The sequence below is a fragment of the Aquabacterium commune genome, assembly GCF_004362855.1.
In the GTDB taxonomy this organism is placed as follows: Bacteria; Pseudomonadota; Gammaproteobacteria; order Burkholderiales; family Burkholderiaceae_C; genus Aquabacterium; species Aquabacterium commune.
In genome coordinates, this window is record NZ_SNXW01000013.1 from 33,997 (window position 1) to 60,087 (window position 26,091).

At 61.9% G+C, this 26,091-nt stretch carries 29 protein-coding genes; 28 read left to right on the top strand and 1 reads right to left on the bottom strand.

Going from position 1 to position 26,091, the window contains the following annotated elements; all coding sequences use genetic code 11:
- Positions 1-104 precede the first annotated feature (104 nt).
- Entirely contained in the window at positions 105-482 is a 378-nt protein-coding gene (gene czcI / locus EV672_RS16935) for a cation efflux protein, CzcI family (RefSeq protein WP_166643621.1), read from the bottom strand.
- Positions 483-1,107: 625 nt separating this feature from the next.
- Between czcI (EV672_RS16935) and EV672_RS16940 the strand changes: the two genes are divergently transcribed.
- The 28 genes from EV672_RS16940 (at position 1,108) to traN (ending at position 26,087) form a co-directional block, all read left to right on the top strand.
- Positions 1,108-1,791, top strand: coding sequence for a winged helix-turn-helix domain-containing protein (locus EV672_RS16940; RefSeq protein ID WP_133611159.1), 684 nt, complete (start codon positions 1,108-1,110; stop codon positions 1,789-1,791).
- Between the two features lie 24 nt (positions 1,792-1,815).
- Complete coding sequence (locus tag EV672_RS16945) at positions 1,816-2,403, top strand: class I SAM-dependent methyltransferase (RefSeq protein ID WP_109036407.1); 588 nt, start codon at positions 1,816-1,818, stop codon at positions 2,401-2,403.
- Positions 2,404-2,525: 122 nt separating this feature from the next.
- Positions 2,526-2,777, top strand: coding sequence for a TFIIB-type zinc ribbon-containing protein (locus EV672_RS16950; protein WP_407638722.1), 252 nt, complete (start codon positions 2,526-2,528; stop codon positions 2,775-2,777).
- Between the two features lie 110 nt (positions 2,778-2,887).
- Positions 2,888-3,244 (top strand): cation efflux protein, CzcI family, encoded by a 357-nt coding sequence (gene czcI / locus EV672_RS16955; RefSeq protein ID WP_133611160.1) that lies wholly within the window; start codon positions 2,888-2,890, stop codon positions 3,242-3,244.
- A 248-nt stretch (positions 3,245-3,492) separates the two neighbouring features.
- Positions 3,493-3,777, top strand: a complete 285-nt coding sequence (locus EV672_RS16960; protein ID WP_133611161.1) for a hypothetical protein — start codon at positions 3,493-3,495, stop codon at positions 3,775-3,777.
- A 573-nt stretch (positions 3,778-4,350) separates the two neighbouring features.
- Positions 4,351-4,881, top strand: a complete 531-nt coding sequence (gene flgB, locus EV672_RS16965; protein WP_243738745.1) for a flagellar basal body rod protein FlgB — start codon at positions 4,351-4,353, stop codon at positions 4,879-4,881.
- A gap of 123 nt (positions 4,882-5,004) precedes the next feature.
- On the top strand, positions 5,005-5,361 hold the full coding sequence (locus tag EV672_RS16970; RefSeq protein ID WP_058085864.1) for a DUF2946 family protein: 357 nt from the start codon (positions 5,005-5,007) through the stop codon (positions 5,359-5,361).
- A 244-nt stretch (positions 5,362-5,605) separates the two neighbouring features.
- A complete protein-coding gene (locus tag EV672_RS16975; protein WP_133611162.1) occupies positions 5,606-5,974 on the top strand; it encodes a hypothetical protein in 369 nt (122 codons plus the stop codon).
- A gap of 136 nt (positions 5,975-6,110) precedes the next feature.
- Positions 6,111-8,738, top strand: a complete 2,628-nt coding sequence (locus EV672_RS16980; RefSeq protein ID WP_133611163.1) for a heavy metal translocating P-type ATPase — start codon at positions 6,111-6,113, stop codon at positions 8,736-8,738.
- A 33-nt stretch (positions 8,739-8,771) separates the two neighbouring features.
- Positions 8,772-9,224 (top strand): Cd(II)/Pb(II)-responsive transcriptional regulator, encoded by a 453-nt coding sequence (gene cadR, locus EV672_RS16985; protein WP_058085867.1) that lies wholly within the window; start codon positions 8,772-8,774, stop codon positions 9,222-9,224.
- A gap of 696 nt (positions 9,225-9,920) precedes the next feature.
- On the top strand, positions 9,921-10,418 hold the full coding sequence (locus EV672_RS16990; RefSeq protein ID WP_109036403.1) for a hypothetical protein: 498 nt from the start codon (positions 9,921-9,923) through the stop codon (positions 10,416-10,418).
- 198 nt (positions 10,419-10,616) lie between these two features.
- Positions 10,617-11,159 (top strand): lytic transglycosylase domain-containing protein, encoded by a 543-nt coding sequence (locus EV672_RS16995; RefSeq protein WP_058085869.1) that lies wholly within the window; start codon positions 10,617-10,619, stop codon positions 11,157-11,159.
- A gap of 20 nt (positions 11,160-11,179) precedes the next feature.
- Entirely contained in the window at positions 11,180-11,824 is a 645-nt protein-coding gene (locus tag EV672_RS17000; protein WP_166643622.1) for an OmpA family protein, read from the top strand.
- A 128-nt stretch (positions 11,825-11,952) separates the two neighbouring features.
- Positions 11,953-12,366, top strand: a complete 414-nt coding sequence (locus EV672_RS19160; RefSeq protein WP_230179380.1) for a hypothetical protein — start codon at positions 11,953-11,955, stop codon at positions 12,364-12,366.
- A 28-nt stretch (positions 12,367-12,394) separates the two neighbouring features.
- Entirely contained in the window at positions 12,395-12,694 is a 300-nt protein-coding gene (traL, locus tag EV672_RS17010; RefSeq protein WP_035033923.1) for a type IV conjugative transfer system protein TraL, read from the top strand.
- A gap of 14 nt (positions 12,695-12,708) precedes the next feature.
- A complete protein-coding gene (gene traE / locus EV672_RS17015) occupies positions 12,709-13,272 on the top strand; it encodes a type IV conjugative transfer system protein TraE (RefSeq protein ID WP_133611165.1) in 564 nt (187 codons plus the stop codon).
- 106 nt (positions 13,273-13,378) lie between these two features.
- A complete protein-coding gene (locus tag EV672_RS17020) occupies positions 13,379-14,146 on the top strand; it encodes a type-F conjugative transfer system secretin TraK (RefSeq protein ID WP_243738746.1) in 768 nt (255 codons plus the stop codon).
- Positions 14,143-15,684, top strand: a complete 1,542-nt coding sequence (locus EV672_RS17025) for a TraB/TrbI/VirB10 family type IV secretion system protein (RefSeq protein WP_243738747.1) — start codon at positions 14,143-14,145, stop codon at positions 15,682-15,684. The genes EV672_RS17020 and EV672_RS17025 overlap by 4 nt, the downstream gene beginning before the upstream one ends.
- A 34-nt stretch (positions 15,685-15,718) precedes the next feature.
- On the top strand, positions 15,719-16,504 hold the full coding sequence (locus EV672_RS17030) for a DsbC family protein (protein WP_243738748.1): 786 nt from the start codon (positions 15,719-15,721) through the stop codon (positions 16,502-16,504).
- A complete protein-coding gene (gene traV / locus EV672_RS17035) occupies positions 16,501-17,187 on the top strand; it encodes a type IV conjugative transfer system lipoprotein TraV (protein WP_133611168.1) in 687 nt (228 codons plus the stop codon). The genes EV672_RS17030 and traV overlap by 4 nt, the downstream gene beginning before the upstream one ends.
- Positions 17,188-17,264: 77 nt before the next feature.
- The gene (gene traC, locus EV672_RS17040; protein WP_133611169.1) at positions 17,265-19,823 is read left to right on the top strand and encodes a type IV secretion system protein TraC; all 2,559 of its coding nucleotides are present in this window, start codon (positions 17,265-17,267) and stop codon (positions 19,821-19,823) included.
- Positions 19,820-20,191: a hypothetical protein gene (locus EV672_RS17045; protein ID WP_133611170.1), complete on the top strand. Its 372-nt coding sequence runs from the start codon at positions 19,820-19,822 to the stop codon at positions 20,189-20,191. The genes traC and EV672_RS17045 overlap by 4 nt, the downstream gene beginning before the upstream one ends.
- A complete protein-coding gene (traF, locus tag EV672_RS17050) occupies positions 20,188-20,793 on the top strand; it encodes a conjugative transfer signal peptidase TraF (protein ID WP_133611171.1) in 606 nt (201 codons plus the stop codon). Before EV672_RS17045 ends, traF begins: the two co-directional genes overlap by 4 nt.
- A gap of 85 nt (positions 20,794-20,878) precedes the next feature.
- Complete coding sequence (locus EV672_RS17055; RefSeq protein WP_133611172.1) at positions 20,879-21,289, top strand: hypothetical protein; 411 nt, start codon at positions 20,879-20,881, stop codon at positions 21,287-21,289.
- Between the two features lie 80 nt (positions 21,290-21,369).
- Complete coding sequence (traW, locus tag EV672_RS17060; RefSeq protein WP_243738749.1) at positions 21,370-21,936, top strand: type-F conjugative transfer system protein TraW; 567 nt, start codon at positions 21,370-21,372, stop codon at positions 21,934-21,936.
- Complete coding sequence (gene traU, locus EV672_RS17065; protein WP_133611173.1) at positions 21,933-22,985, top strand: conjugal transfer pilus assembly protein TraU; 1,053 nt, start codon at positions 21,933-21,935, stop codon at positions 22,983-22,985. Before traW ends, traU begins: the two co-directional genes overlap by 4 nt.
- Before the next feature lie 43 nt (positions 22,986-23,028).
- Entirely contained in the window at positions 23,029-23,754 is a 726-nt protein-coding gene (gene trbC, locus EV672_RS17070; RefSeq protein ID WP_133611174.1) for a type-F conjugative transfer system pilin assembly protein TrbC, read from the top strand.
- 8 nt (positions 23,755-23,762) lie between these two features.
- Entirely contained in the window at positions 23,763-26,087 is a 2,325-nt protein-coding gene (traN, locus tag EV672_RS17075) for a type-F conjugative transfer system mating-pair stabilization protein TraN (RefSeq protein WP_133611175.1), read from the top strand.
- Positions 26,088-26,091: the final 4 nt, after the last annotated feature.

Below are 26,091 nucleotides of genomic sequence, written 5' to 3' on the forward strand. Positions count from 1 at the left end.
CTCCGGGTTGTGGGAACAACAACAAGAAGGAATCCGGCGAGAGAGGCCATGGCCTCGCTAACTGAAGACAGGAAAAAAGCTTGCGCAGCAGCCGTCTCGCCGAATCAAACGGCGAGACGTATGTCGGGACGCTCGGGTCCCGCTGGAATGTTAGAGGCGTAGCCCTCGATCGAGTGGCCAAACCATTCCCTGCCGGACGCCACCTCAGGGGTGTGCGTCTCACTGACCGGCGAGGCAGCGCTCATGTGGCAGACGGTGCAGTCGTTGTCGGCACTGGCCTTCTTGTCGCCGCCGCTCTTGTCCTTTGCGGCTTTATCGCCAGGACGCTCCCCATGCTGCGGATCGAGATGGATGTGCTCGTGGTGCCCAAAATGGCGCTGCGCGGCAGGGTTGCTTTCATGCTGGCAATAGCTGGCCACCGCAGCCCAGGACATCTGGAGCGGAAACCAAATCAGCAGGAACAAGCAAAGCAAGCGACGCATGGAGCGGCAAGTATAGGTTGAAAAAATGTCTTGTGGATCAGAAATGAGTTAAGCCTGACAAATGCACGTGAAGGAAGTTGTCTGGCATGTACATCGACTGAAGATCCAATCTCTTTGAATCAATTGAAATCCCTGTAGCGACTACAGAGTCAATACCCTTCGCCAAGATTTCTGTGATTTTTTCACAGGGCAATGAGTCAAGCTTGTCTAGGTTGCTCGGCCTCGCTTTGGGCCACATGCCCGTCCGCATTGCTGGCCTCCACACTGTGGGCATGCCGATCCGGCGCCGTTTTGGGATTGTCGGCTTGGGATTCTACGTCCTCGTCTTTGACAACAGGGCTACGCTGCGGCTCGCGATCCTCTGGAGGCTTCGCGGCAGTTCTGGTATGTTTGGAAGTGGCACCCATGATGGCTCCTTTGCAATGACACAAATGTCATCAGCAAAGGATATGCCGATGTGGCTCGAATTGAATCCACTTTCATGCCCAGATGCCAAAAGGCTGAAGCCACTATAGATTTTCCGGCTCCCAGCCTTTCAGGGTGGTGTCTTGAAAATTACATTTTCGTCATGTTTGGTTGAGGCCGTTATTCATCGGCACACTTCGCAAGCATGACAAGTGTGCACGTGAAGATATTGGTCGTCGAAAACGACCTCAAGGCTGGCGACAACTATCGCCTCGGTTTGAGCGAGGCCGGATTCGCTGTCGACCTTGCCAAAAGCGGCATTGAGGCGTTGAAATTGGCATCGCTGCAGATGTTCGATCTCTTGATCATCGACACCGCACTGAAAGGCATGACGGGCTGTGAACTGCTGCAGGCGCTCCGGCGTCAGGATTCGTTGATTCCAGTTCTTTTCTTGAATGGACGCGACCATCATGAATGTCGCGTCAACACGCTCCAGCGTGGCGTTGAAGACTCTCTCAAAAAGCCGTTCTCCTTCTCGGAACTCCTGTGCAGCGTCAGGACCATCCTGCGTGGACGCTCGGACGACGCCAGCAGCCTCCCTTCGATCTGCATCGGTGATCTGGAGTTGGACCTGTTGCGCCGCCGCGTGCACCGTGCAGGGACCCACATCGATCTGACGCCCAAGGAATTCGGCCTGCTGGAACTTCTGATGCGTCGCCAAGGGGAAGTCCTTCCGCGATCACTGATCGCCTCCCAGGTATGGGACATGCCCTTCGGGAGCGACACCAACGTCATCGATGTGGCCGTGCGTCGCCTGCGACTCAAGATCGATGAAGGGCAAGAGACGAAGATGATTTTCACGGTGCGAGGCATGGGCTACATGCTCGAAGCGCCCGAACAGTGACCGCATTCGAGGAACAAGAGCTTGATGTCGACCACAGGCAATTTCTACGAGGACAAGGCGGAGGAGTATTTTTCCCTCACCTTCGATGCCGACACGTCCGCACCCAGGGAACGCTTCCTGGCGAAGCTGCCTCGACGAGCACGTATCCTGGATGCGGGTTGCGGTTCAGGCAGGGATCTTCGCGCCTTCAAGCGTGCAGGCCATGTCGCTCTTGGAATCGACTCCTCAGTCGCCATGGCCAGCCTCGCTTATGCCTACTCTGGCGTCGAATGCATGGTGCTTCGTCTCGAAGACATTGCCTTTGAGCGCAGCTTCGATGGCATCTGGGCTTGCGCTTCCCTGCTCCACCTGCCAAGGGCGCAACTCGTTCCAGTACTGATGCGCCTGCACCAAGCACTCGTGTTTGGCGGAACGTTGTTCCTTGCTCTTCAAGAGGGACAAGGAGAACGCTGCATCGAGGATGGGCGACACTATGTGTACTACCGTCTCTCGGAGGTTCTGAACGCCCTAGGTCAGGCTGGTTTCGAAGCAAGCGAATCATGGCTGACAACCAGCTCCCCTCTTCTCTATGGCACGCCACATTGGATCAACGTCCTTGCCATCGCCAGTTGATATGAACCGTGCATAAGCCAAGGCTAATGCAACTTCAAGGTTTGATGCGCTGAATTGACACCGTCTGATCAAAGAAAGGAATCTTCATGCAATGCCCCGCTTGCAAAACCGTTCAACTTGCGATGAGCCATCGCGAGAACGTCGAAATCGATTACTGCCCGCAATGCAGGGGCGTATGGCTGGACCGAGGAGAGTTGGACAAAATCATTGAACAGAGCCAGCGCGACCCCGTGTCGACGCAGGCCCACATGGATCCCGGCATTTCGACAGGACGTGGTGAACACCATGGTCGGCGTGAACATGGCGGCGGCCATCAAAAGTCTGGTCATGGCTCCAGCCATGGAGGCAGTTTTCTGAGGAGACTGTTCGATTGATGTGCTGGCATTGCCGGAGCGATTTTGGTGACGGGAATAGTGGGCATCTGCATGCTCATGTCTCGTCATCCATCCTTGGCACACCCATTTGATGGTGATACATTTTTGCGATGCGCCGCCTGATTGCCATTTTCTTGTTGTTGATTGTGCCGCTGCAGCTTGGATATGCTGCGGCCGCGGCCTATTGCCAGCACGAGACTGGCAGTGCGGCCGGGCATTTCGGGCACCATGCGCATGAACACAGGGCGCAGGCAGGAGCAGATCAAGACAATGGCAAAGGCAAGTTGTCATTGCAGCTTGACCAGGATTGCGGCCTCTGCCATCTCCAGATGCCCCAGCTGCTGCCCCAGCACACCACGGTGACACCGACCTCCGTCCAGACTTTCCTCTACCGTGCACCGGTGATTGCGTATTCCTCGGCCGATCGCCGCCGTCTCGAACGCCCCAATTGGACATCCTCGCTGTAAATCGGCGAGCAGTTCGTCCATTCCTGGCTTCCATCCGCTTCGAATGAATCCGTCATGAACTGACGGCTTCTGCTCGTCGAATTCCTCCCATCACGCTTGGAGAATTCGATGCGAAGTTCATTGGCCGTGCCCATGTTTTGCCATGGCAGACGCGGTAGTGCCCACCTGCCCTTGATTGCATCCATCCAGACAACGCCCGTAGCCACCGGAGCGCAGCGGCCAGTCCTGCGCGCGCAAGGGGCCCTTACATGACCACGCCCTTCACCCACAAGGAGTTGGGCCTGGTGTGGTTGGCTTTGGGACTGTGTGGGGTGCTTGCACTGCTTCTGTTTGCCTGGTGGCTGGCGCATCACCCTCCCAAGGTGACACCAACCTCACAGCCCAAGTACACCGATGCTCTCCGGCATCGACTGAACGGCAAACGATTTTCGGAACGGCAAGCGCCACCGAATTCGACCGGCACGGCATCGGGTACTCATGGTCAGCCGCCCGCTGGAAAACAAGACGGCAAAGCCAAAGGAAGAAGGCCATGAGCATACGTTCCACCCGTTTGTGGATGGCATGCCCCTCACTCCCTGAGCAAATGCCATGAGGTACACGACGCTCCGATCCTTCGGCTCCTTGCTGTGCATCCGGGTCGTGGCTGCGCGTCTCGCTGCCAATGATGAAGCTCCGTTTACGGCCCATTCATGGCGCGCGCCGGAGGTGGCAGCCCAGGTTCAGCCTTCAGGATCCAGCACCACATCAGATGAACTGATGCGCGCGGTGGTCTCCTGGCTGGTCTGCGAGTTGATGCTCCAACGCTCAGCCCTGCACTTCCGATTGTGCGGTCAAGCCATGACCGCCGGCCTGCACATCGCGCGTGCCACTTTGAGCTGGGATGGTCCGCACGGCAGGCGCAGCGCGGCGGTAAGCCCCCACAGCGGTTTGCTCGGCCCTCAAGGCATTTTCGAGCTACCTCCAGAAACCAGGATCACCGCCGTGTTGCACCTCCAGGGCCGCCGTCCAGTGACTGTCAGGTTTGTGCTACCGCCAAACCGACCTCCTTGTGCCTGCTGAGCATCAATCTTCGATCCGGCATCCGATTCAACACCAGAGACCGCATCATGATCAAACCCATCTCCATGAATCTGCCACTGCCCTCCACGCCGGCGGTGCCATCGCCCCGCTTGACGCCTCCAGTGGTTCCACCGACGAATCCTTCTGGGGAACAGGAGGAGGACGGTTTCAAAGAGCACGCGATCCTGCTGCGTTCCAAGAGGCAGGAAATACTGGCTTCCAACATCGCGAACGTCGATACCCCTCACTACCAGGCCAAAGACCTCGATTTCCGGACCAGCCTGCGGAACGCCGTGAACAACCAGCGCTCAGAGGGCACCGATCCCAGTGACCTTCGAAAGACGGCCGCGGGACACTTGTCGCAGTTGCCGCAACCATCAGGAAGCACATTCAACAGCACGGTGGCGCTTGTCTACCGCGTTCCGCTCCAGACCAGCCTGGACAGCAATACCGTGGACATGGACGTCGAACGTGGGCAAATCGCCGACAACGCCATCCGCTATCAGTTGGCCTTGCAGGCCTATGAGGATGAGTACAAGGAATTCCGGCAAGCTTCGATGACGGGAGGGACACGCTGATAGCGCTTGACTCTGTGCCCACTACAGGGTTTCTAATGCAGGTACGCGCTGACATGGCTTGTTGACTGCCTGTCCGCTTGGCCTTTCAGCACCATTGTTCGCCTTTCCCTATACTGCCCAACCATGCGCCGCTGGCTGATCCTGTTCCTGGTGTTTGTCCTTCCGCTCCAACTCAGTTGGGCGGCGGCTGGCATCGCCTGTGCGCATGAGACCGGCCCTGCCGCCGACCACTTCGGGCATCACGTGCATCAGCACCAGGACAGTGGCAAATCGGTGGAGCACGGAAAGTCAGTTGCCGACAAAGGCCAGGCCGATACAGATTGCCCATACTGCCATGTGAGCGTTCCAACGCCCGTCGTGGAGTTCCATTTCTTTGATGCCCCGCTGACCAGCTCGACCGCCTTGCCCGAACCGCTGTCCTGGCGGGCATGGGTATTCGAAGAGGCGCCCGAGAAGCCCAACTGGCGTATGCCCAGTTGATCCAGCTGAGCGCTCTTCCCCGCTGAAACCAACAGCCTCAAGCTTCCCGCGCCGCTGGATCCACCAGTTCTGACTTTGTTCAACTGGAGGACTCGATGCGCCATGTGCCATCACCCACTGATTGCCCTGCCTTGTCGGCCACCCTCCGGGACTGCTCGGAGGACTACTGCCGCGCTCGAAACGCTTCTCATGCGCCGCAGGCAATCCTGGTCCTCCGTAGATCCCTCTATCTGGAGTACCTCTCATGATCAAGTCACTGACTTGGGTATCACTGCTTCTGGCCCTGCTGGCGTCTGGATGCGCCAGCATGGACACCGACACTTACGGCCGCAAGGAAGGCTGGCGCAGGGCCCGTGTGGTCGAAGTGGGCGGCATTGAATCGCCCATGAAGACCCTGCAGACGGACTGCCGTTCGGAACTGGGTCCTAACCCGCCCTACACCCGGTTTGCCGTTGTTTCCTACAACGTGCGCGGTAGTCCAAGGAACAAGGCCCGGCGAATCTCGGCCATTCCCAATGATTTGGACCTCCAGGCCGACGACCTCGTCTTCGTCAACATTCAAAACTGCCTTGCGCCGTTGCGCAAGCGGGATGCGTTGGGTAACACCCCATGAGATGCCGGCCATGGATCCAACTCATCCCTGGGAGCGTCCTGATCAAGGCCGCTTCCCCAGGATACGGCTCGTTCATCGCTTATGCCCCATGGCGCGTCTGTGATTCCGCTTCCATCAAAAAAGAAAGGTCGCGAAAATGACCCAGCCTCAAAAGCTTCGATTGGAAATCCCACTGTTGCTGCCCAGTCTCCCGGACATCAGGGATCGCTGCGTCAAGCTCCTGATCCAGACACTTGAATCGCGTGAAGGCATCGCCGCTGCTCACGTCGCTGATGCGGCCACCGGGGGCACTCCTGAGCTGTGCATCCACTACGACCCAGATGTCATCTCCCTGGGCAAAGTGCGTGACATCGCACGTGGGGCTGGCGCCAAGTTAACTGATCGTTTTGGCCACATGCTTTTGCGAGTGGGAACGAAACATCCCCGCGCAGCCCGAACTTTGACGGCAAAGCTCAAGGTCCTGAAAGGCGTCGTCGAAGCCGAAGTCAATGCCTCGGGTTCCGTCCGCATCGAGTTCGATCGGGAACAGGTCGAAGAGAAGGATCTGCGCACGATGCTCAGCGGCTTCGGCATCGAAGACCGCGCCTCTCTCTCGCCTGGTTCATCAACGTCCATCAAGGATGATGGACATGACCATCAGTCCCATTCCCATCCCGAAAAGCTCGCATCGGTGTCCGACCACACAGATCATGCGCACGAGCATGGTGACGGCCATGATCATTCGCATGGTGACGAGAAGCACGGCAAGCATGCATCAGGTGCTCATGAAGGCCATGACCATTCCGGTGGACTCTTCGGTGAAAAAACAGAACTGATCTTTGCCGCGATCGCGGGAGCCTTGCTGCTGGTCGGATGGGTGCTGGAATCACAGAAGCTGGCCACGGAAACCGTGAGCATGGCCTTCTTTGTGATGGCCTATCTGTTTGGCGGCTACTTCACCCTGCTGGAAACCATCGACAACATCAAGGCCAAGCGCTTTGAGATTGACATGCTGATGTTGGTGGCCGCCGCTGGCGCAGCCGCACTCGGGCAATGGTTCGAGGGTGCCTTGCTGCTGTTCCTGTTCAGCATGGGGCACTCGCTTGAGCATTACGCCATGGGCAGGGCCCGCAAGGCGATCGAGGCGCTGGCCAAACTCGCCCCTGAAGTGGCATTGCGTCGGCGCGACGGCAAGAAAGAAGAAATCGCCGTGGCCCAACTGCAAGTGGGCGACACCGTCGTCGTGCGACCGAACGAACGGTTGCCCGCGGATGGCTTCGTGGTCTTGGGCGAAAGCAGCGTCAATCAGGCTCCCGTGACAGGCGAAAGCGTTCCGGTGGACAAGCGGCCCGTCCAAGACGCGCAGGCCGCGTTGCAAGGCTTCGACAAGTTGCCGCCGCAGCACCGCGTCTTCGCAGGGACCATCAATGGCTCGGGCGCGCTTGAAGTGGTCGTTGCGCGGCAGGCCAGCGAATCGACCATGGCACGCGTCGTCAAACTGGTCACGGAGGCTGAAACCCAACGCTCCCCTACCCAGAATTTCACGGAAAAATTCGAACGCGTCTTCGTGCCCCTCATCCTGGCGCTCGTGGGTTTGCTGCTGTTCGCATGGGTTGTCGTTGACGAGCCCTTCTCCGCGAGCTTCTACCGAGCCATGGCGGTGTTGGTCGCCGCCAGTCCCTGCGCGCTGGCCATTTCGGTTCCCAGCGCCGTACTCAGCGGCGTGGCCCGCGCGGGTCGAGGTGGGGTCCTGGTCAAAGGCGGTGGCCCGCTGGAGAACTTGGGCACGCTCACGGCCATCGCCTTCGACAAGACCGGCACGCTGACCGAAGGCAAGCCTCGCCTGACGGATGTCGTGGCCGCTCAAGGCGTCGACGAGAAGGAATTGCTGTCCATCGCTTTGGCCGTGGAAGAGCACAGCGATCACCCGCTGGCCTCCGCCGTGGTGGAAGGCGCCAAGCAGCGGTTGGGTGATGGCCATGCCGCACCCCAGGTCCAAGGCCTGGAAAGCATCACTGGCCGAGGTGTGAAGGCACGAATCGGTGGCGACGAGGTGTACATCGGCAAGCCGGTTCTGTTCGAAGAACTCAAAGGCGAAGCCGTACCGGCTGACTTGAAGACGGCCAACGAACGCCTGGTGGCCGACGGCAGGACCACCATGATCGTGCGACTGGGCGGGCGCTACCTCGGTGCGCTGGGCATGATGGACACGCCTCGGCCAGTTGCTGCTGAAGTGATGAAGTCCCTGCAGAAACTGGGGATCGAGCGTCTGGTGATGATCTCCGGAGACAACCAGAAGGTTGCCGAATCCGTTGCCAAGAGCGTGGGTCTGACGGAAGCGCGGGGCGACCTGATGCCGGAAGACAAGGTCAAGACGATCATGGACCTCCGGTCGAGCGCCGGTAAGGTCGCGATGGTGGGCGACGGCGTCAACGATGCGCCTGCCATGGCCAATGCCACGGTGGGCATCGCCATGGGCGCCGCTGGCTCGGATGTGGCTTTGGAAACAGCCGACGTGGCGCTCATGGCCGATGACCTGACCCAGTTGCCCTTTGCCGTCGGCCTGTCACGCCAGACGAGTCGCATCATCCGCCAGAACCTTTGGGTGAGTTTGGGCGTGGTGGCTGTGCTGATTCCGTCCACGATCCTGGGTTTGAAGATGGGCACGGCCGTGCTTTTCCACGAAGGCTCCACCCTCCTGGTCGTCATCAATGCGCTGCGCCTGCTGGCATTCAATCAGCCGGAATCGCTGACACCCGTCCCGTCCGACACCCCGAAGGCTTAAGCCACTGGCTTTCATCAAACAGAGAGGCGTCCAATGAAAATCGGCGATCTTGCCAACCTCACCGGCACCCAGGTGGAGACCATCCGCTACTACGAAAGGGAAGGACTCCTGCCCGAGCCCGCGCGCACGGCCACGAACTATCGCATCTACGATGTTGAGCACGTTGAGCGACTGGCCTTCATACGGCGCTGCCGCTCCCTGGACATGGGCCTCGACGAAGTTCGTGTCTTGCTTGGACTGAAGGACAAGCCCTCCCAGAGTTGCGAAGATGCCAACCGTGTGCTCGATGAGCACCTTGGTCATGTCACCCAGCGAATTGATGAGCTGGTGGCCCTGAAGGCACAGTTGGAGAGCTTGCGTTCCCAGTGCGGTGAGGCCAAGGAATCAGCCGACTGCGGCATCCTAAAAGAACTGAGCAACGGGAATCAACAGCCCTCGCAAACCGGCCACCAGCACATCGATTCGGTACATGGCCTTGGTAGATAGCCCCTCTCCCACGCCTCCCGCAGAAACTATAGGGTGGCGCAGAAGCGTGGTGCTTTGCATTTGGCAGCCAGTTCACGCTGAAATGCGCTCGGGCTCTTGGCTGTCCATGCATTTGTTGGCGTCGCCGCAATTCAGAGGCTTTTCTCGTTGCTGCATGGCTGGTCCAATCTCGTAGAACTGGATCTCGCCACCACCCTTGAGGTGTCGGCCAGATGGCCCATTTGCAGTGCATGAGCCATTGGCCTTGCCGGCGTCTCCACGCCGCGCGCATTGACAGAAATGCGAGCGCCCTCCCCGAATTTGAATGGGAAAACTGGCTACTTGCACATGGCAACGCTTGCTCTATGGCCTGGGCACACCCGTGCTCAGGCCACATCGCCGCCAATCCCCTTATCATTTGGCTGCTGCAGGTTCGTACCTCGGCCCGGCGTTTCCTCCCTGAGCCGGTGGCGCACCGTGATGACAGCGATGCGTCTTGTGCTCGCTGATCACCCGCTGATCGGCGGGCTTTTTTTTGTCTCGCGCAAATTGAACTCCTCCATCTTGGCCGTACCGCGTCAGTACTCGCTATGAACTGGAGCCGAAATCCCCATGACAAAGCCCGCATTCACCCGTGACCATGCTGTACCCTGGCCCTAATCTGTACTCATGCGCTCATCCGAGCGATTGCCGAATCAGAGAACAGAGGTACGCACCATGCTCACCGCTGCACCGCCCGGATTTCAGGACTCTCGACACACCGCAACAGTGGAATCCCAGCCGTCCGACGTCATCGAAACGCGGCTGTGGCTGGAAGAACATGTCTGGCTTTATGGCGTGCTCAAGTCCGATCGCAACGTCGGCCCGATCTTTCGATTTCCTGACCTGATCAGTGCCTGCGTCTCCCAGGTCTTCTCCGGCCCCGAAGCGGCAAGACAGATCTTCAGCTTTCTCGGAACCGAGCTTGTGGCCCGCTCGCCCAATACGCCTCGTCGTCGGGAAGCCATGTGGCGACCGCAGTACGACTTGCTCCTTGAGTTGCAGCGCTCACCCGCCAATCGGCACCCCAACCCGAAGTTCCAGCTCGACCACTTGACCACCGCCTGCGTGGCGCTGTGTCAACAGGCGGATGAGACCGGCGCCAGCGTCCTTCAACAAGCTCGCATCAACATGGCACAGCGCTTCCGTCCAGAGCACGCCACACAGACCCGCTGAGGCCATCGACCGCCCAGCGCTCTGACCAGCACATGGCATGAAGAATCTCCAAACGATTCACGTGCCCTGACCACGCCAAGGTCGTCCAACCACGGCAGACCTGAACAAGACCTTGATCGGCACCGTGCCGGTCTCACCCCATCCGTCCCGCCGCGCAACGTGCATTGGCGGATTCATCGGTCTTGTTTGGAGTGCGCCATGCAATGGGGTCCCTTGTCTGGATGTCTTGCGCTGCTGAGCCTGCCGGCACACGCCCTGGCTTGCTGGGACGAGGCGGCGCATCGATATGGCGTGTCATCGCAATTGCTCTATGCCGTTGCAAAGGTCGAGTCGCACCTCAATCCAAATGCAATCAACCTCAGCCACCGCCAACGCACGGGCAGCTATGACATCGGGCTGATGCAGATCAACAGCTCGAACCTGCCTGCGCTGGCACGGTTCGGCATCACCGAAAGCGACCTGTACAGCCCTTGCACGAACATCCATGTGGGCGCCTGGCTGCTTGCCCAAACCCTGGCCAAGCAAGGGCTGACCTGGGATGGGGTGGGTGCCTACAACGCAGCGTGTACCCAACTCAAGGGAGTGGCCTGCCAGAGCGCACGCAGACGCTACGCCTGGAAGGTCTATCGGCAGTTGCACGCCTCGGCAATCCAGTCCCCACAGCCAACCGCCGTATGGCCGCAGAGCCGATCAGAGGCAAAGCAGCCCCTCTTCATCCTTGCCGCTCGGGTGTCGCCATGACGCGGGTACAGGACCTCGCCATGACCAGCGCCTCGGCAGCGGTGATTCTGTTTGCCTTCTCGTCTTGCACCTTGCCCGCCAAGCAGGGCCATGCAACCGCGATACCACAAGCCAAACCGAACGCCTCACACATCGCGCAGCTTGAACGTGGCCGCGACGCGTACTTTGCCCAGTGCGTCGAGCCTGCCTGTCCTACCACCACACCCAAAACGCTGGCTGTGGCCGATGCACAGCCGCAGCCTTCGATGCGAGGCAACGCGCGCGCCCTTGAATCCGTCGCGCCAACTGAAGTGACCAAGCCTGCCCCGCTGCACAAGCCTCAGGTGCTGGTCCTGGAGTTTGCAACCGACAGTGCGGTGCTGACACCTGTACACCGGACCCTGCTGAACAGCGCAGCCAAAGCCCTGGGACGTGCCCAGCGTGTGCTCATCGTGGGACGCACCGACAACGTCGGCCCTGATGCGCCCAATCAGGCCATCGCGCTAGCTCGGGCTGATGCCGTTCGAGATCACATCAAGCGCATCAGTCCCTCACACCCCAATGACATCCGCATCGATGCCAGAGGCCTGTGCTGCTACATCGCCAACAACGACACACCTGAGGGCCGAGCCCGCAATCGTCGCGTTGAGGTCGTGTTCACAGCCTCATCCGAGGGTGGGCCATGACACACCGATGGTCCTCACCCGTGAGCCCGGTCGCCCACCGCATCCCCCTCCTGAGACGTGCTCACACGTTCGCAGGATCGCCCCCGCCTGCGTCAGGCCTTGACGCGCAACCCAGCCAGGAGATTCCCATGCGCACAGCCATCATCCATCCCTTCGTCCCTGTTCGTCAAACTGTCCAACAGGATGATCAGCAAAGCAACCCATCCAGTGCCCGAGTCACCGGCAAGCCCACACACAAGCGCTGGCGTGTGGCCTCGGCGCTGGCCATGCTCACCCTGGGCTTGGGCCTGTCCATGCCTGGTTTCGCCCTCGACCTGGTGGCGTTCACCGGCATCACCGGGCCGCTGACATCCGCCCTCGCCCAGATCTCCGCGCTGGGGCCTAGCGTCAAGGCCCTGGTCGGCTTCGTCGGTTTCGTGGTCGCCCTGATCTCGCTGTCGGCCCTGCGCAATTTCGGGCCGGTGCTGTTCTACGTGGGCCTGGCCATCTTCGGTGCGGTAGGCCTGGTGATCGCGGGCGCCATCATGGGCGCGGTCGTCTGAGCTCAGCCCAAACCTGCAGGAGCCTGACATGCAAGCCGACACCTACATCCCCCGTCGCCTGGATGACCCCTGGAAGATCGGCTTCTGGGACATCGATGTGGCCGCCCCGGTGATCTTCTTTTTCTTTGTCGGCTACCTGTCGGGCACCAAGCTGGCCTTTGCGGCCTGCGCAGGTGCGGGGATCTTCCTGTCGCGCTGGATCGCCCGCATCAAGGCCGACAAGCACCAGGCCTTCGCGATGCACTGGCTGTACTGGCACCTGCCGCCCAGCCCCATGACCGCGATGCGCGCCACCCCGCCCTCGCACATCCGCCGCATGGTCGGCTGAGTCTGGAGCACGCCATGGACTTCGAGCGAATCAACAGCGACATCAAGGAGATGCGCCGCCGCAACCGCAGCCTGGGGCTCGCGGTGGGCGTCCTGGCTTCGGGGCATGTTGTGGCACTGCTCGTCATCCTCAACCTGATTGGCACGGTGCGCACGGTGGTCGTGCCACCCACGATCGACAAGACCTTCTGGGTCAGCCGCGACAAGGCCAGTGGCGAATACCTGGAGCAGATGGGTGGCTTCATGGCCTGGCTGGTGCTGGACGTCACGCCCTCATCGATCGACTGGAAGAAAAACATCCTGCTCGGCTATGTGGAGCCCGACCAGTACGGCGCACTCAAGACCCGGCAGGAGGTCGAGGCTGAAAGGCTCAAGCGCATCAACGCCGCCACGATGTTCATGCCGCAGCAGTTGGTGCCCAGCGAGGACAAGCAAAGCGTGGTGGTGCGTGGCCGACTGCGCACCCTCGTCAATGGCTTTGAGACCGCCAACGACCTCAAGGCCTACCTGATCGAGTTCAGCTTCAACGGGGCACGCATGCACCTCAAGACCTTCAAGGAGGTTCCCAATGCGAGCTGATCTCAAGCCACGCCAACAGCCCTCCAAGGCACAGGCAAACCTGCTGCTGGCCATGGTGACAGCCGTTGGGATGGCAACGTCACCAAGCCCTGTCAGGGCGCTCCAGTTGGTCGAAGCCCGCGACGGTGTCTCCGTTGAGGCCATGGTGTCGATCAAGGAGCCCACACGCATCCGCATCGATGGCGCGCCCATCACCGATGTGTTCGGCAACATATATTCGAGCAACTGCGCCAGCACGTCAGCGGCCACACCATTAACCAGTTCCCTGGCCAACAGCGCCCCTCTCCCCGGCACCAATATTCAGAACAGTCCGGCCATCAACCCCACGGGTGAATTGGTCCTCGAATGCGACAAGGACAAGGGCGAGGTCTACATCCGCCCCGTGGGCAAATCCAGCAAGCCCATCAACCTGTTTGTCTCCAGTGTCCAGGCTACCTACACGCTGCTGCTGCATCGCTCGGACACCCCCGCAGACACCATCGTCATCCGGGATCCCAGTACCAAGCTGCTGAAGCCCGACAGCGCAAATCCAGGCCCGTCAGGCACTTCGGCCAACCATATCCGAGCCATGAAGGCCTTGCTGGTGGCCATGGCCTCGGACCGGGTGCCTCCCGACGTGCGGGTCGAGGAGGTCAACCGCCTCGTTCCCCTGTGGCTCGAAGCGAGGCTGTCCCTGATGCGCCGATATGAAGGGCGAGGCCTGGTCGGCGAGAAATACCTGCTGCAAAACATCAGCCCGACCTTGATGGTGCTGGCCGAGCAGGAATTTGACCGCGAAGGCGCCCAGGTCATGGGGGTGTCCATCGAAAACCACAACCTGCAACCCGGAGAGACCACGAATGTGTTCGTGATCCGGCAGGAGGCCATGCGATGAACACGCCTTTCGACCAAGCAGCCAACGGCCGCGTCACCGGGTTGCCAGACCGCATCAAGGGGGCCATGGGTAGTGCCCTTCAAAGGCTGTCTCCACGGCAGCGCCAGTACGTCACCCTGGTCGCCATCCTGGTATGTGGTGTCGGCCTGCTGTGGCTGATCTTCGCCCTCACCGACACGCGCTCACCAACCACAGACGCCAAGAACAACGGCAGCGCGCAGCCTGCCACGGTCACCAACATCGGGGTGATGCCACCGGGACAACAGGTCAACCCTGTAGACCAATGGGTGGGCACCGCAGGACGCAAGCTGGCGCAGTACGAGGACGAGCGCGATGAGCAGACCCGGCTCAACAAGGACCGGCAGGCGTTCGAGGCCCGCACCATGCAGCGCTTCGCCGAGCTGGAGCAAAAACTCACCTCGGCCAGCCAGGCTGCCAGCATGCCTTCGGCACCCAACACTGCGGCGGCGTCAAGCACGCCCGCTCCCCCAACGATGCCACCGGCATCCAGCCTGCCCCTTCCACCAGCTCCGTCGTCCACCGCGCCGACTCCGGCAAAGCTTCCGGGACAGAGCGTCAACATTCCCCCACCGTTGCCACCTGGTACATCGCCCGCAGGCACCTTGCCCCTCGGTGATCCAGGCATGGCACCACAAGACACGCCTCTCAATGCCCCGGTGTTGACCCGCGTTTCTCTGGTGGACCGTGAAACGGCCAAGGCCGCGGCAACAGGCGCCACGGCAAGCACCACAAACAATGCCACACCCGGATCACCGTCAACGGCCGACACCCGCACCGTCTCGACCTTCCTGCCCGTCAGCTTCACGCGCGGCACCCTGCTTGGTGGCCTGGATGCACCCACAGGCGGGCAGGCTCAATCCAACCCGCATCCTGTCCTGATCCGGCTCTCGGACAACTCCGTCCTGCCCAACAGTTTTCGAGGGGAATACCGCGATTGCTTCGTGATCGCCGCAGGCTACGGCGACATCAGCTCGGAGCGAGCCTACCTGCGCACCGAGAACCTGTCCTGTGTCCGCCCGGACGGCGCCACGCTGGAAGTCAAGATCCAGGGCAGCGTCTATGGCGAAGACGGCAAGGTGGGCATGCGCGGGCGACTGGTCACCAAGCAAGGCCAGATGCTGGCCAATGCGCTGCTGGCAGGCGTGGTCAGTGGCATCGGCCAGGGCCTGGCGACTTCATCGACCACCTACAGCACCTCGGCCCTGGGCACGATCGCCAGCAGCGGTGGCAGCGGCAGTGACGCCTACCGCGCAGGCATCGGCACCGGTGTGGGCAAAGCCCTGGACCGCCTGGCCCAGTACTACATCAAGCTCGCCGAGAACACGTTTCCGGTGATTGAAATCGATGCCAGCCGCGAAGTCGATGTAGTGATCACCAAGGGCGTGCGCATCGACGTACCGATGTCGGCCAACGCATACACCAGTACCGGCGGCACCCCCTCCAGCACGCTGGTGCGCTCGGCTGAGCCCGCCCCCGAAGACCGCTACCTGAAAGCCGCCAATGATGACAACTACTGACATGCGCCCGCCTCTGCGAGGCAGGCTTCAGGCCATGACGCTGATCTGGGCACTGTTCACGACGCTGGTCAATGGCATCGCCTGGGCAGGCGCCCCGCCATCGCAAGAGGCCCGCCTCCTGGCCGCACTCAGGAAGGCCAACCCCAGCACGCGCTTCACCCAGGTGCTGCCCTCGCCCATTGGCGGGCTGTACGAAGTCTGGATGAACGGGAACGTGGCCTATGTGTCGGCCCGCCAACCGCGCTACTTCGTGTTCGGCCATGTCTTTGACACACAGACCATGACCGACATCACCGGGCCACGAATGGCCCTGGCGGCCAGACAGGGCGCGATGGCACCCGCTACGCCTACCGCAACAACATCAGCACCGACATCAGCGCCAATTGCCTTTGACCAACTGCCGCTGGCAGACGCCATCAAGACCGTGCGGGGCAACGGCCAGCGGCAGATCGCCGTGTTCAGCGACCCGGGCTGCGGCTACTGCAAGCAACTGGAGCCAGAGTTGGCCCAGATCGACAACGTCACGGTCTACACCTTCATGCTGCCCTTTCAGGGTGAGGCCAAGCCCATCGCCCTCTGGTGCGCCCCGGACCGGGTCCAAGCCTGGCAGCGCTACATGGTGCAGGGCGATACCTCCGTGATCAATGCCCCAGGGCGATGCGATCACCCCCTGGCCCGCAACCTCGCTTTGGCGCAGCGCCTGGGTGTTCAAGCCACCCCCACCCTGATCTGGGCAGATGGCACCCGCACCGAAGGCTACGTCGATCACCAGGTGATCCAGACCCGCCTGAAACCGGCCACCTCGGAGGTTCAGCCATGAATACCCACGGTCACCTCGCTACCCACGCCCACACCGTGCACCCGATCTGGCTTGTGGGTTGCTTGCTGCTGAGCTTGTCGGGCTGCATGAACCTCTCCGGCTTGGGCGGCAGCTCCGATTACGCATGCAAAGCCCCGGACGGGGTGACTTGCACCTCGGTGTCGGGCACCTATGCCAACGCCGTTCAGGACAACCTGCCCGCCCAGGTGGCCAAGCGCCGCATGGCCGCCAAATCCAATGGCGAGCCAAACACCAATCCCGCACCAGGGGTGCCACAGCCTCGCCTTGCACCAGCGCTGGCATCAAACAAAGCCACTGTCCCCCCCGTGGCGCAGTCCCCCAGCCTGGCGCTGCCCCTGCGCTCATCGGCCCGGATCCTGAGGCTGTGGTTCAAGCCCTGGGAAGACGCAGACCGCGACCTCTACGACCAGGGCTATGTCTATGTCCAGATCGATGCGGGTCAGTGGCTGATCGACCACGCACAGCGCCAGATCCGTGACGCCTATGCACCCATACGACCTCCGATGGGCGCCCCTGTCAAACCCGCCAAGCCAGAGCCGAGCACCTCGCCTGTGCGGCCCGCGGGCCAGCAGCGCCTGTCGCCCTACACCCAGGACAACTCGGAAAGTCCTGACATTGGCCCCTTGCTGCTGCCCACCGACAACCTTGCCCCCAGCAACTGAACCGCCCCAAAGGTTGCGCCATGCCTACACCCTCAGCCACAGCCACTTCAACAGTCACGACAGCAGCCAGCGTCTCCATGGACTCGGCCCGCACCGTGCGCAGGCCCCCTCGCCCGGGCCTGTTCGAGGCCATGGGCCTGGGCGCGCCGCCTGACACCCCGGCAGAGCAATTCGCCGCGTGGCTGCCCTACTCAGCGTACCTCGCCGATGAAAAGATCTTCGTCAACCGCGATGGTCTGGGCTTCATGCTGGAGGTCATGCCTCAGTCGGGCGCAGATGAACGCATGGCCGAGGTGCTGATCTCGCTGTACGCCAACTGCCCGGCGGGCGCGGGCATCCAGTTCCACCTGTTCGCCTCACCTCACGTGCGCGGTCAGTTGCGCCGCTATGCCAACTTGCGAGTCGAAGACGAGGATCAGGCTGACAAGGCCAAACATTGGGGGCGACCTGCCCGCAACGACAACCTCTTCCACACCCTGGCCCGCCAACGCGTGGGCCACCTGCTGCGCGGCGCGCAATGCTCGCTGACCTCGGGCTTCCACTACACGATCCGGGACTTCCGCCTGATGCTCAGCGTCACCCTGCCGGGTGACGCTCAGGACATGACCAAGCGCGAAGAGGTGATGGCCCAGCGAGAGTCCATGGCCTCCACGCTGCGCTCGGCCTCCCTGCCCAACCGTGTCTGCGATGCCGCTGACCTGATCAACTGGTGCGCGCTGTTCACCAACCCTGACCGCATATCGCAGACCGACGCGCCGGACCTGCATTACGACGATGGGCGCGAATTGCGCGATCAGATCATCGACTTCGACACCATCCAGGACCCTACCCCAAGCGGCCTGCGCCTGTGGAAGGAGACCGGATCGGACGAGCTGGAGGCGCGCTTTTACTCCATCAAGTCCTTCCCTGAGCGCTTCGCCCTGTGGCAGATGGGCTCGTTGATCGGCGACCTGATGCAACCGGCCCTGCAGTACAGCGCGCCCTTCTTGCTGACCATGGGCGTGCATGTGCTCGACCCCAATGCCACCAAGGCGACGGTCACTGCCAACCATGTGCGCGCCACGCAAAACGCCAAGAGCAAGATGGCCGACGTGATGCCGGACGTCGGCAAGAAACTGCAGGACTGGACGGCTGCCGCCCAGGCCATCGACACCGGTGGCAGCCTGGTCAGCCTGTACCACCAGTTGGCCATCTTCTCGCCACCGCGCAAGGCGGTGGCGGCCCACGAAGCGGCCAATGCCATCTGGCGTGGCCGGGGCTTTCAGCTCAATGCCGACGTGTACATGCACCGCCAGGCGCTGCTGGCCAGCCTGCCCATGACCTTGACGCCACGCTTTCATGGCGACCTGGCCAAGATGCGGCGCGTCTCGCGCAAGACCATGGCCAACGCCATCCACCTTGCCCCGTTGATTGCGGAATGGCGCGGCACACGCACACCCGCCCTGGTGTTCGGCGGTCGCCGTGGGCAGTTGATGACCCTGGACATCTTCGACAACGACCTGGGCAACTACAACTTCGCCATCATCGGCGCACCGGGTTCGGGCAAGTCGGTGCTGATGAACGAGATGGCCTGGTCCTACCGGGCCATCGATGCCAAGGTCTGGATGCTGGACCTGGGCCGCTCCTTCGAGAAGCTGTGCCGCAAGGCCAAGGGCACCTACATCGAGTTCCGTCCCGATGTGGACATCTGCCTGAACCCCTTTACCAACATCGTTGACATCCACGAGGACATCGACATGCTGGTGCCGGCCATCTCCAAGATGTGCTCCATGCAGCACACGCTGGAAGAGGTGCAGTACAAGGCCATCTCGGCCATGGTGCTCAAGCTGTTCGCCGAGCACGGCAACGACCTGACCATCACGGCGCTGCGCGAGGCCTTCAAGACCGGCAACATCGAAGCCCTGGGCCTGGTCAACGATCAGCGCATCAAGGACCTGGCCGTGATGCTCAACCCCTACACCCGAGGCGGCCAGTACGAGCGATTCTTCGAAGGGCCCAGCAACGTCGATTTCAGCAACGATTTCATCGTCATCGAAAACGAGGAACTCAAGCGTCGCCCCGACCTGCACGCCGTTGTCAACATCCTGTTGCTGCACCAGATCACTGGCGAGATGTACCTCAGCCGCAACCGGCGCAAGGTGCTGTTCATTGATGAGCTCAAGCAGCAACTCGGTGACATTGGGGCCGATGACCCCGTCAAGGCCGCCGTGATCGAGGAAGCCGCCCGGCGCGCCCGCAAATACGGCGGGGCCTTGGGCACAGCAACCCAGAGCGCTGACGACTTCTATGGCTCGGCCCAGATGGAAGCTGCGTTCAACTGCTCGGACTGGGTGTTCCTGCTGCGCCAGAAGCCCGAATCCATCGAGATGCTGGACCGAAAGGGCCGACTGACCATGGACGAGCCCAAGAAGCGCTTGTTGAACTCACTCAGGACCGAGGCAGGCGTGTACTCCGAGCTGTACATCTCCTCCCCGGTGGGCGAAGGGGTGGCGCGCAACATCCTGGATCCGGCCACGCACCTGCTGTTTTCCAACAAGCTGGAGGACAACGCGCCCATCGACGAGTTGCGTGCGCAAGGCCTGAGCATCGATGCCGCCATCACCGAGCTGCTGCGGCGCAGGGGGCACACCGTATGAAAGCGATCAGCCTCATCCCTGCCCTGGTGCAGTCGCTGCTCACCCTGATCGTGGTCGCTGCCGCCTTGCTGCTCTATGACCGCGCTGTGGTTCGCCCGGCGCTGCGCATCGGCATGGTCGATGTGGCCGAGGTGTACCGACAAAAGGAAGCCGAGTTCACCCAACTGCTCACCAAGGCAGGCTCGGAAGACGATCGGCAAAACGCCATGCTGATGGCACGCACCTTCGCCCAACGCCTGCCCATTGCGCTGGAGGAATTGCCCCGCGACTGCGCATGCCTGGTGGTGCTCAAAGGCGCTGTCGCGGGGCCGACACCCCATACCGTGGATCTGACGGCCCAGTTGCGCCAGAAAGTGGGCATGCCATGACCTTGCAGATCGTCCGCATCCCGCCGCCCGTGCCCTGGCATGTGCGCCGCTATCGCCAAGCCCGGCAATCCTGTTGCGAGCAACTGGCCCACATGCGTCGCCGCTGGTACCTCTACCTCCCCGTGTTCGCCATCTGGGCGCTGGCCTATGTCCGGCTGTTCCTGGATCCCACCCCGCGCCTGCCCATTGTTTTCAACTGGACGCCCAGCCTGCCTTACCGTGTGGCCTATCGGGTGACCTGGACACGGTCTGCGCCGCCCACCTTGCACCGTGGCGACTACATCCTGTTTGCCTTCGCTGGCGATGCGCAGCAGCTCTACCCGGGGCTACGGGGCCAGCCCTTTTTCAAGATGGTCAGGGGCCTGCCTGGTGACAACGTCACTGTCCAAGACCGCAGGGTGTTGATCAACGGCGAGGCGGTGGGTCATGCCAAGTCTCAGACCTTTGACCACCGTGCGCTTGATCCCATTCAACCCACGGTGATCCCACCGGGCAGCTACTACGTCCAGGGCAGCAGCCCCGACAGCTTTGATTCGCGCTACCGCAGCAGCGGTCTGGTTCGCGCCGAGCAGGTCATCGGACTCGTGCGGCCCTTGTTCTGAGGAGCATGACATGCAAGTCGGTCCAAGCCACCTCCAGCAAAACCGCAATGCCGTATGCCGCTCGGCGCCTCGCTTGGTCCTTTGCATGTGGATCGCTGGCTTGGCATCTGCAGCCCATGTTCTGGCCCAGACGACGACCAAGCTGTCAGCCCAGCAGGCCGAGAAATGGCGCGCCACCGGCGGCCAAGCAACGCAAAGCGCCAGCACAGCCGCAGCCACGCCAGACGACGTGCCACTGGAGGACTACCTTGCACTGCTGGCGCAAATCTCGCCTGCCGCCCGCGACGGCGCCCAGGCCTACTTGCGTGCGTTCGCGCAGCGCTGCGGACGCCCCCTCACCGCGCTGGAGCTGCGCAAGGCCATCGCCCAGGGCAGCGGTGACCCGGTCCTCATGGGCATGGTCAGCGCCAGCCACCCCAGCCAACTGGCGCAGCGTGACGCCCTGCTGAACCAACTCTCTCAACGCATCCGTTGCGACGGTCAAGGTCAGCCATGAAACTCGGGAGCCCCCATGTGATGGCAATGGCCTGCCTGCTGAGCATGGCATGCGCAGGTGTGGGCTCATGCGCTTGGGGCGTGGACCTGGGCACCATCGGTCCGACCTACCCGATCAGCGAAGCCAACCTGTTGGACTTCATCACGCAACGCCTGCGAGAAAAGCAAGCCAGTGGTGAACTGGCTCGGCTGCAGGACCAAGCCCGTGAGCGCGGTATTCAGGCCGTGCGCCAGCCACAGCCTGTGGCAGGGCTGCGCACCACACAACAACCGCGCACCTACTACTTCGATCCCAGCTTCACGCTGGATCGCAACATCCTGGATCCCCAAGGGCACCTGATGTTTGCCGCTGGCTCGCGCCACAACCCGCTGGACGTGGTGTCCCTGTCCAGACACCTGCTGTTCTTCGACGCCCGTGATGCACGGCAGGTAAAGCGCGCGCGGGAGTTGATTCAGCGCTACCAGGGCCAAGTCAAGGCGATCCTGACAGCTGGCTCTTACCTGGACCTGATGAAAGCCTGGCGCACGCCGGTTTACTACGACCAGCAAGGTGTGCTGACCCGGCGCCTGGGCATCGCACAGGTTCCCGCCCTGGTCTCGCAGGAAGGCAAGCGCCTGCGCGTGGATGAGTTGGAGGTGACGCCATGACCCGCACCACGCCAAACGCCAGATTGCGCTCATCGTGGGATCACGTCGCGGCGGTCCTGTTGATTTGCATTCTGGCCATGACCAGCCCGCACAGCCACGCAGCAGGCATCGCCACCTGCACCGGCAAGTTCCCCAACCCCGTCACCGACATTTGCTGGAGCTGCATCCTGCCCATCAGCCTGGGCAGCATCCCCATTGCCAACTTCGGTGGCCAGGAGGACATTGCCAACCCCGGCAGCCCTGTGTGCAGTTGCGGCGTGAACCCGGTCATCGGTCTGTCTATCGGCTTTTGGGAACCGGCTCGCCATGTCGAAGTGGTGCGCAAACCGTTCTGCCTGACCTCACTGGGCGGCATAGATCTGAACCCAGGCCTGCCTGCCCCGGAGGCCGCACGCTTCACCCACGCTGAAGGCGACGGCGATGGCGGCAGCTTCTACCAGGCCCATTTCTATGTGAACCCGATGCTCTATTGGCTGGAGGTCGTGACCGACTTCCCCTGCCTGGAAAAGGGCAGCTTCGATCTTGCCTACCTCACCGAGGTCGATCCGCTGTGGAACGACGACGAGTTGACCCTGATCCTCAACCCCGATGCCGTGTTGTTCGCCAACCCCATCGCGATTGCCGCGTGCGCCGCCGATTGCGTGGCCGCCTCAGTGGGCTTTGGCATCAAGGAACTGTTCTGGTGTGCCGGATGCCAGGGCGGCATTTACCCATTGGATGGCCAGGTGCCCTACCACCTGGGCGGCGTTCGCACAGCCGTTCTGCTGGCCCAGCGCCTGACCGCCAAGATGCACCGCGAGTTGATCGCCTGGGGATGGCATGGCACGCCCGGCCTGTGTGGCCCCTACTTCGAGCCCGTCATGGACAAGACGGCCTACAAAACACAACTTACCTACCCCATCCCCAACACCGAAAAGGACGGAGGCAGGTGCTGCCAGCCTTTCGGGCGCAGCACGGTGATCTGGGGGGCTGGCAAGGAATACCCCGTACGCGGCGAAGACTTCGCCTTCATGTTGTTTCGCAAAAGGAACTGCTGTGTCGGCTTCTGACTTCCATCAACTTTCACGCTGGGGCTTTGGTCATGGCCTGTCCATGCTGCTTGCGCTGAGCGCACAGGCCCAAACCACGCCGGTCATCACCGAAGAAGACATGGCTCGGACCAAGCGCGCGCAACCCACCATCACGGAGCAGGACATCGAGCGCGCGCAGAAAGCGCACCGGCCGCCCGGTGCCGCTGAGTTGGAACGTGTGCCCAACACAGCGGGACCACGAATTGATGCGCTGCCACAGCCTCAAGTCAAAGCGCCTGTGGACCTCGAAGCGCTGTCCAAAGCCTATGCCCTGCAGATGAATACCGCCCAGCCACCCGGCACCGGGGTGGGCAAGGACATGAGCGGTGGCCCGATCCTGATGGTGTTCATCAGCCTGTCGATGCCCGAGGCCACCCTCAAGAGACTGGTCAGCCAAGCGGCACGTGCCAAGGCATCCCTGCTGATCAGAGGCCTGCTCAATGGCTCCCTGCGTGACACCGTCGCGCGAACACAGGCATTGTTGGGGGGGCAGTCGGTGGCATTCCAGATCGATCCGCAAGCCTTCGAGCGCTACGCCATCACGCAGGTGCCCAGTTTTGTGCTGGTGCGTGAGGGCGCTGACAGCACGCCCTGCGGTGATGGTGGCCGAGGCAGTTGTGCGCCGCCCAATGACTATGTCCGCCTGGCCGGAGACGTGAGCCTGGACTACGCCTTGGGCCACATTCAGCACCGCACACCCCGCTTCAGCAAGGATGTCGGCGCCTTCATCCAACGGCTTAAGGGTTAGGGATCGTCATGCTGCGCCGACTCCTCACCTGCTTCACCCTCTGGTGCTTCGTCACGGCGCAGACGATGGCACTGGCTGGGCCACACGAAGAAGGCACCGCCGCCGGTCAAGCGGCCAACCCGGTGATTCGGGGCACGGTCAGCACCCCCAATGCAACGGCCAATGTGCCGGGATACACCCGCACGCCCGCTGAGGCGGCCTACTACGGCCAACCCAGCTTGTCAGGCCCGGCCAACGCGCGCCTCACTGCCTGCACCAGCACGCCCGATGACCCGGTGTGCCAGGCCCAACGCGGCGCGCTCAACTCGGCCAACACGCCACGCCCTGCCATTTCGCCCTACGACCCCGCAGTCATGGGCGCGCGGGACATCGCCGCAAACCCGTCTCTCGCCCTTGGCAGCCTCTCCTCCTACTACAGCGGCTGCGCCACCGCCGACGTCACCACACCAGCAGGCGCGGTCACCAAACAGTGCCAACGCTACAACGGTGTGGGCAACTACGCCACCCGGCGGGATCTGACGGTGCAAGTCGAACTCGTCCCCAGTTGCACAGCTGGCGACTGGTTTGCGCATGGTCAAGCCAATCGCAACGGTGCCGACTACATGGTGGCCGAGGCCCAGTGCCGCATCCGCACCGACCAGTTGCAACAATTTCGCTTCTATGCGGCAGGTGGCAACGGCGCCTGCATCGGGTGGCAAAACCTCGAACTGCCCAGCACGCCAGCTACGCAACCCGCGTTCGTCACCGACCTCTCACCACACTGGGGTGGCCATTGCTGGCGCCCCTTCAAGGTGGTCATGATGCCTGGATCCGGCTGTTCATCTGGCCAGTGCAACTACAACTTCCAGTTCGGCACGCCGGTCTATGCCTGCCCGACCGGCACCGTCCGCGGCGACCAGTTGCAGGCCTACTGGTCCAGCCGCGTTCAATCTTCGGGGCCGGCTGATCGCTGCTTCACGCTCACCATGCCCCGCCCCCGCATGGGCTGTGACAGCGGCCCCTCAGTCGTGGTCAGCCGCACAGAGACCCGCTGCGCTCAGGATGCGGGCGCGGCCAGCCTGGTCGGCGCTTCTGGCTGGAGCATCCCCTTGTCTTTCCAGCAGCCCACCATGAACCACATCGAAACCGATGTCTGGGATGACAAGAGCGCCCCACTCGAAGCAGGCGGACGCTGCACCATCACCACAGCCGACAGGTGCGTGGATGGCCCCGCCACCAAGGTGATCGATGGCCGAGCCGTCACCCGCGCTTGCTGGTCCTACGAGCGCACCCTTTCTTGCACATCCGGTGCCCTCACAGACGAATGCGCCCCCTTGGTGAGCCAAGGCTGCACGCTGGGAAGCAGCACATGCAAGCAAACCAACGCTGCCACAGGCATGTGCGAGGTCTACCAGGACAGCTACACCTGCCCAGCCGCCGCTCAAACGATCACGACAGCCACCAACTGCCCATCCAATGTCTTTTGCCTGGGGGACAGTTGCTTCAACACGAGCTACACGAACGACGCGGAATTTGCCCGCTCCATGTCGATGCTGGAAGCCGCCCGAGAAGCCGGTGTGTACCTGGACACCAAACTGATGCAGGTGTTCAAAGGCGAAGGCAACCACTGCCGAGACCGTCTGTTCAAAGATTGTTGCGACTCGGACAGCGCCGGGGCTGGGATGAGCAACCAGAGCACCTTCGGTGTGGGCTCACGCCTGGTCTACGACGTGCTGATGAACTCCGAGAACCGGGAGTTCATCTACCAGGGCATGTCCGCGCTGCTCACCAGCGGCGGCTTCAGCGGCTCCTTCACCAGTTACGGCGTCACCGTGGCCGTCAACGGCACTGCCCTGCCCGCTGGATCGTCGGTGCTCTATGCAGGCGACAGCATGGTGGTCGCGTTCGATCCCTGGTCGCTGGCCATCGCTGTGGTGATCTACATCGTCATGTCCATGATGTCCTGCAACGAAGAAGAGGGCAAGCTGGCCATGAGAGAAGGCGCGGGGCTTTGCCACGCCACGGGTTCGTGGTGCTCATCGTGTCTTCGCGTTCTTGGTGCCTGCGTGTCCTGTCTGGAGCACACCACAGGCAAATGCTGCTTCAACAGCAAGCTCGCCCGGATCGTCAATGAGCAGGGGCGCATGCAGATTGGCAAGGGCTGGGGCAGCGGCCAGAACCCCGACTGCTCAGGCTTCACCATCCCTCAGTTGCAAAGCCTGGACTTCGCGGCGATGGACCTCACCGAGTTCTACGCCTCCATCGTGCCTAAAAACCCGAACCTGGGAGCCATCCAAAGCGGCAACAGCGCAAAGGTGCCCAACTGCTACTACGGACAGGGGCGTTGCCAATGACACA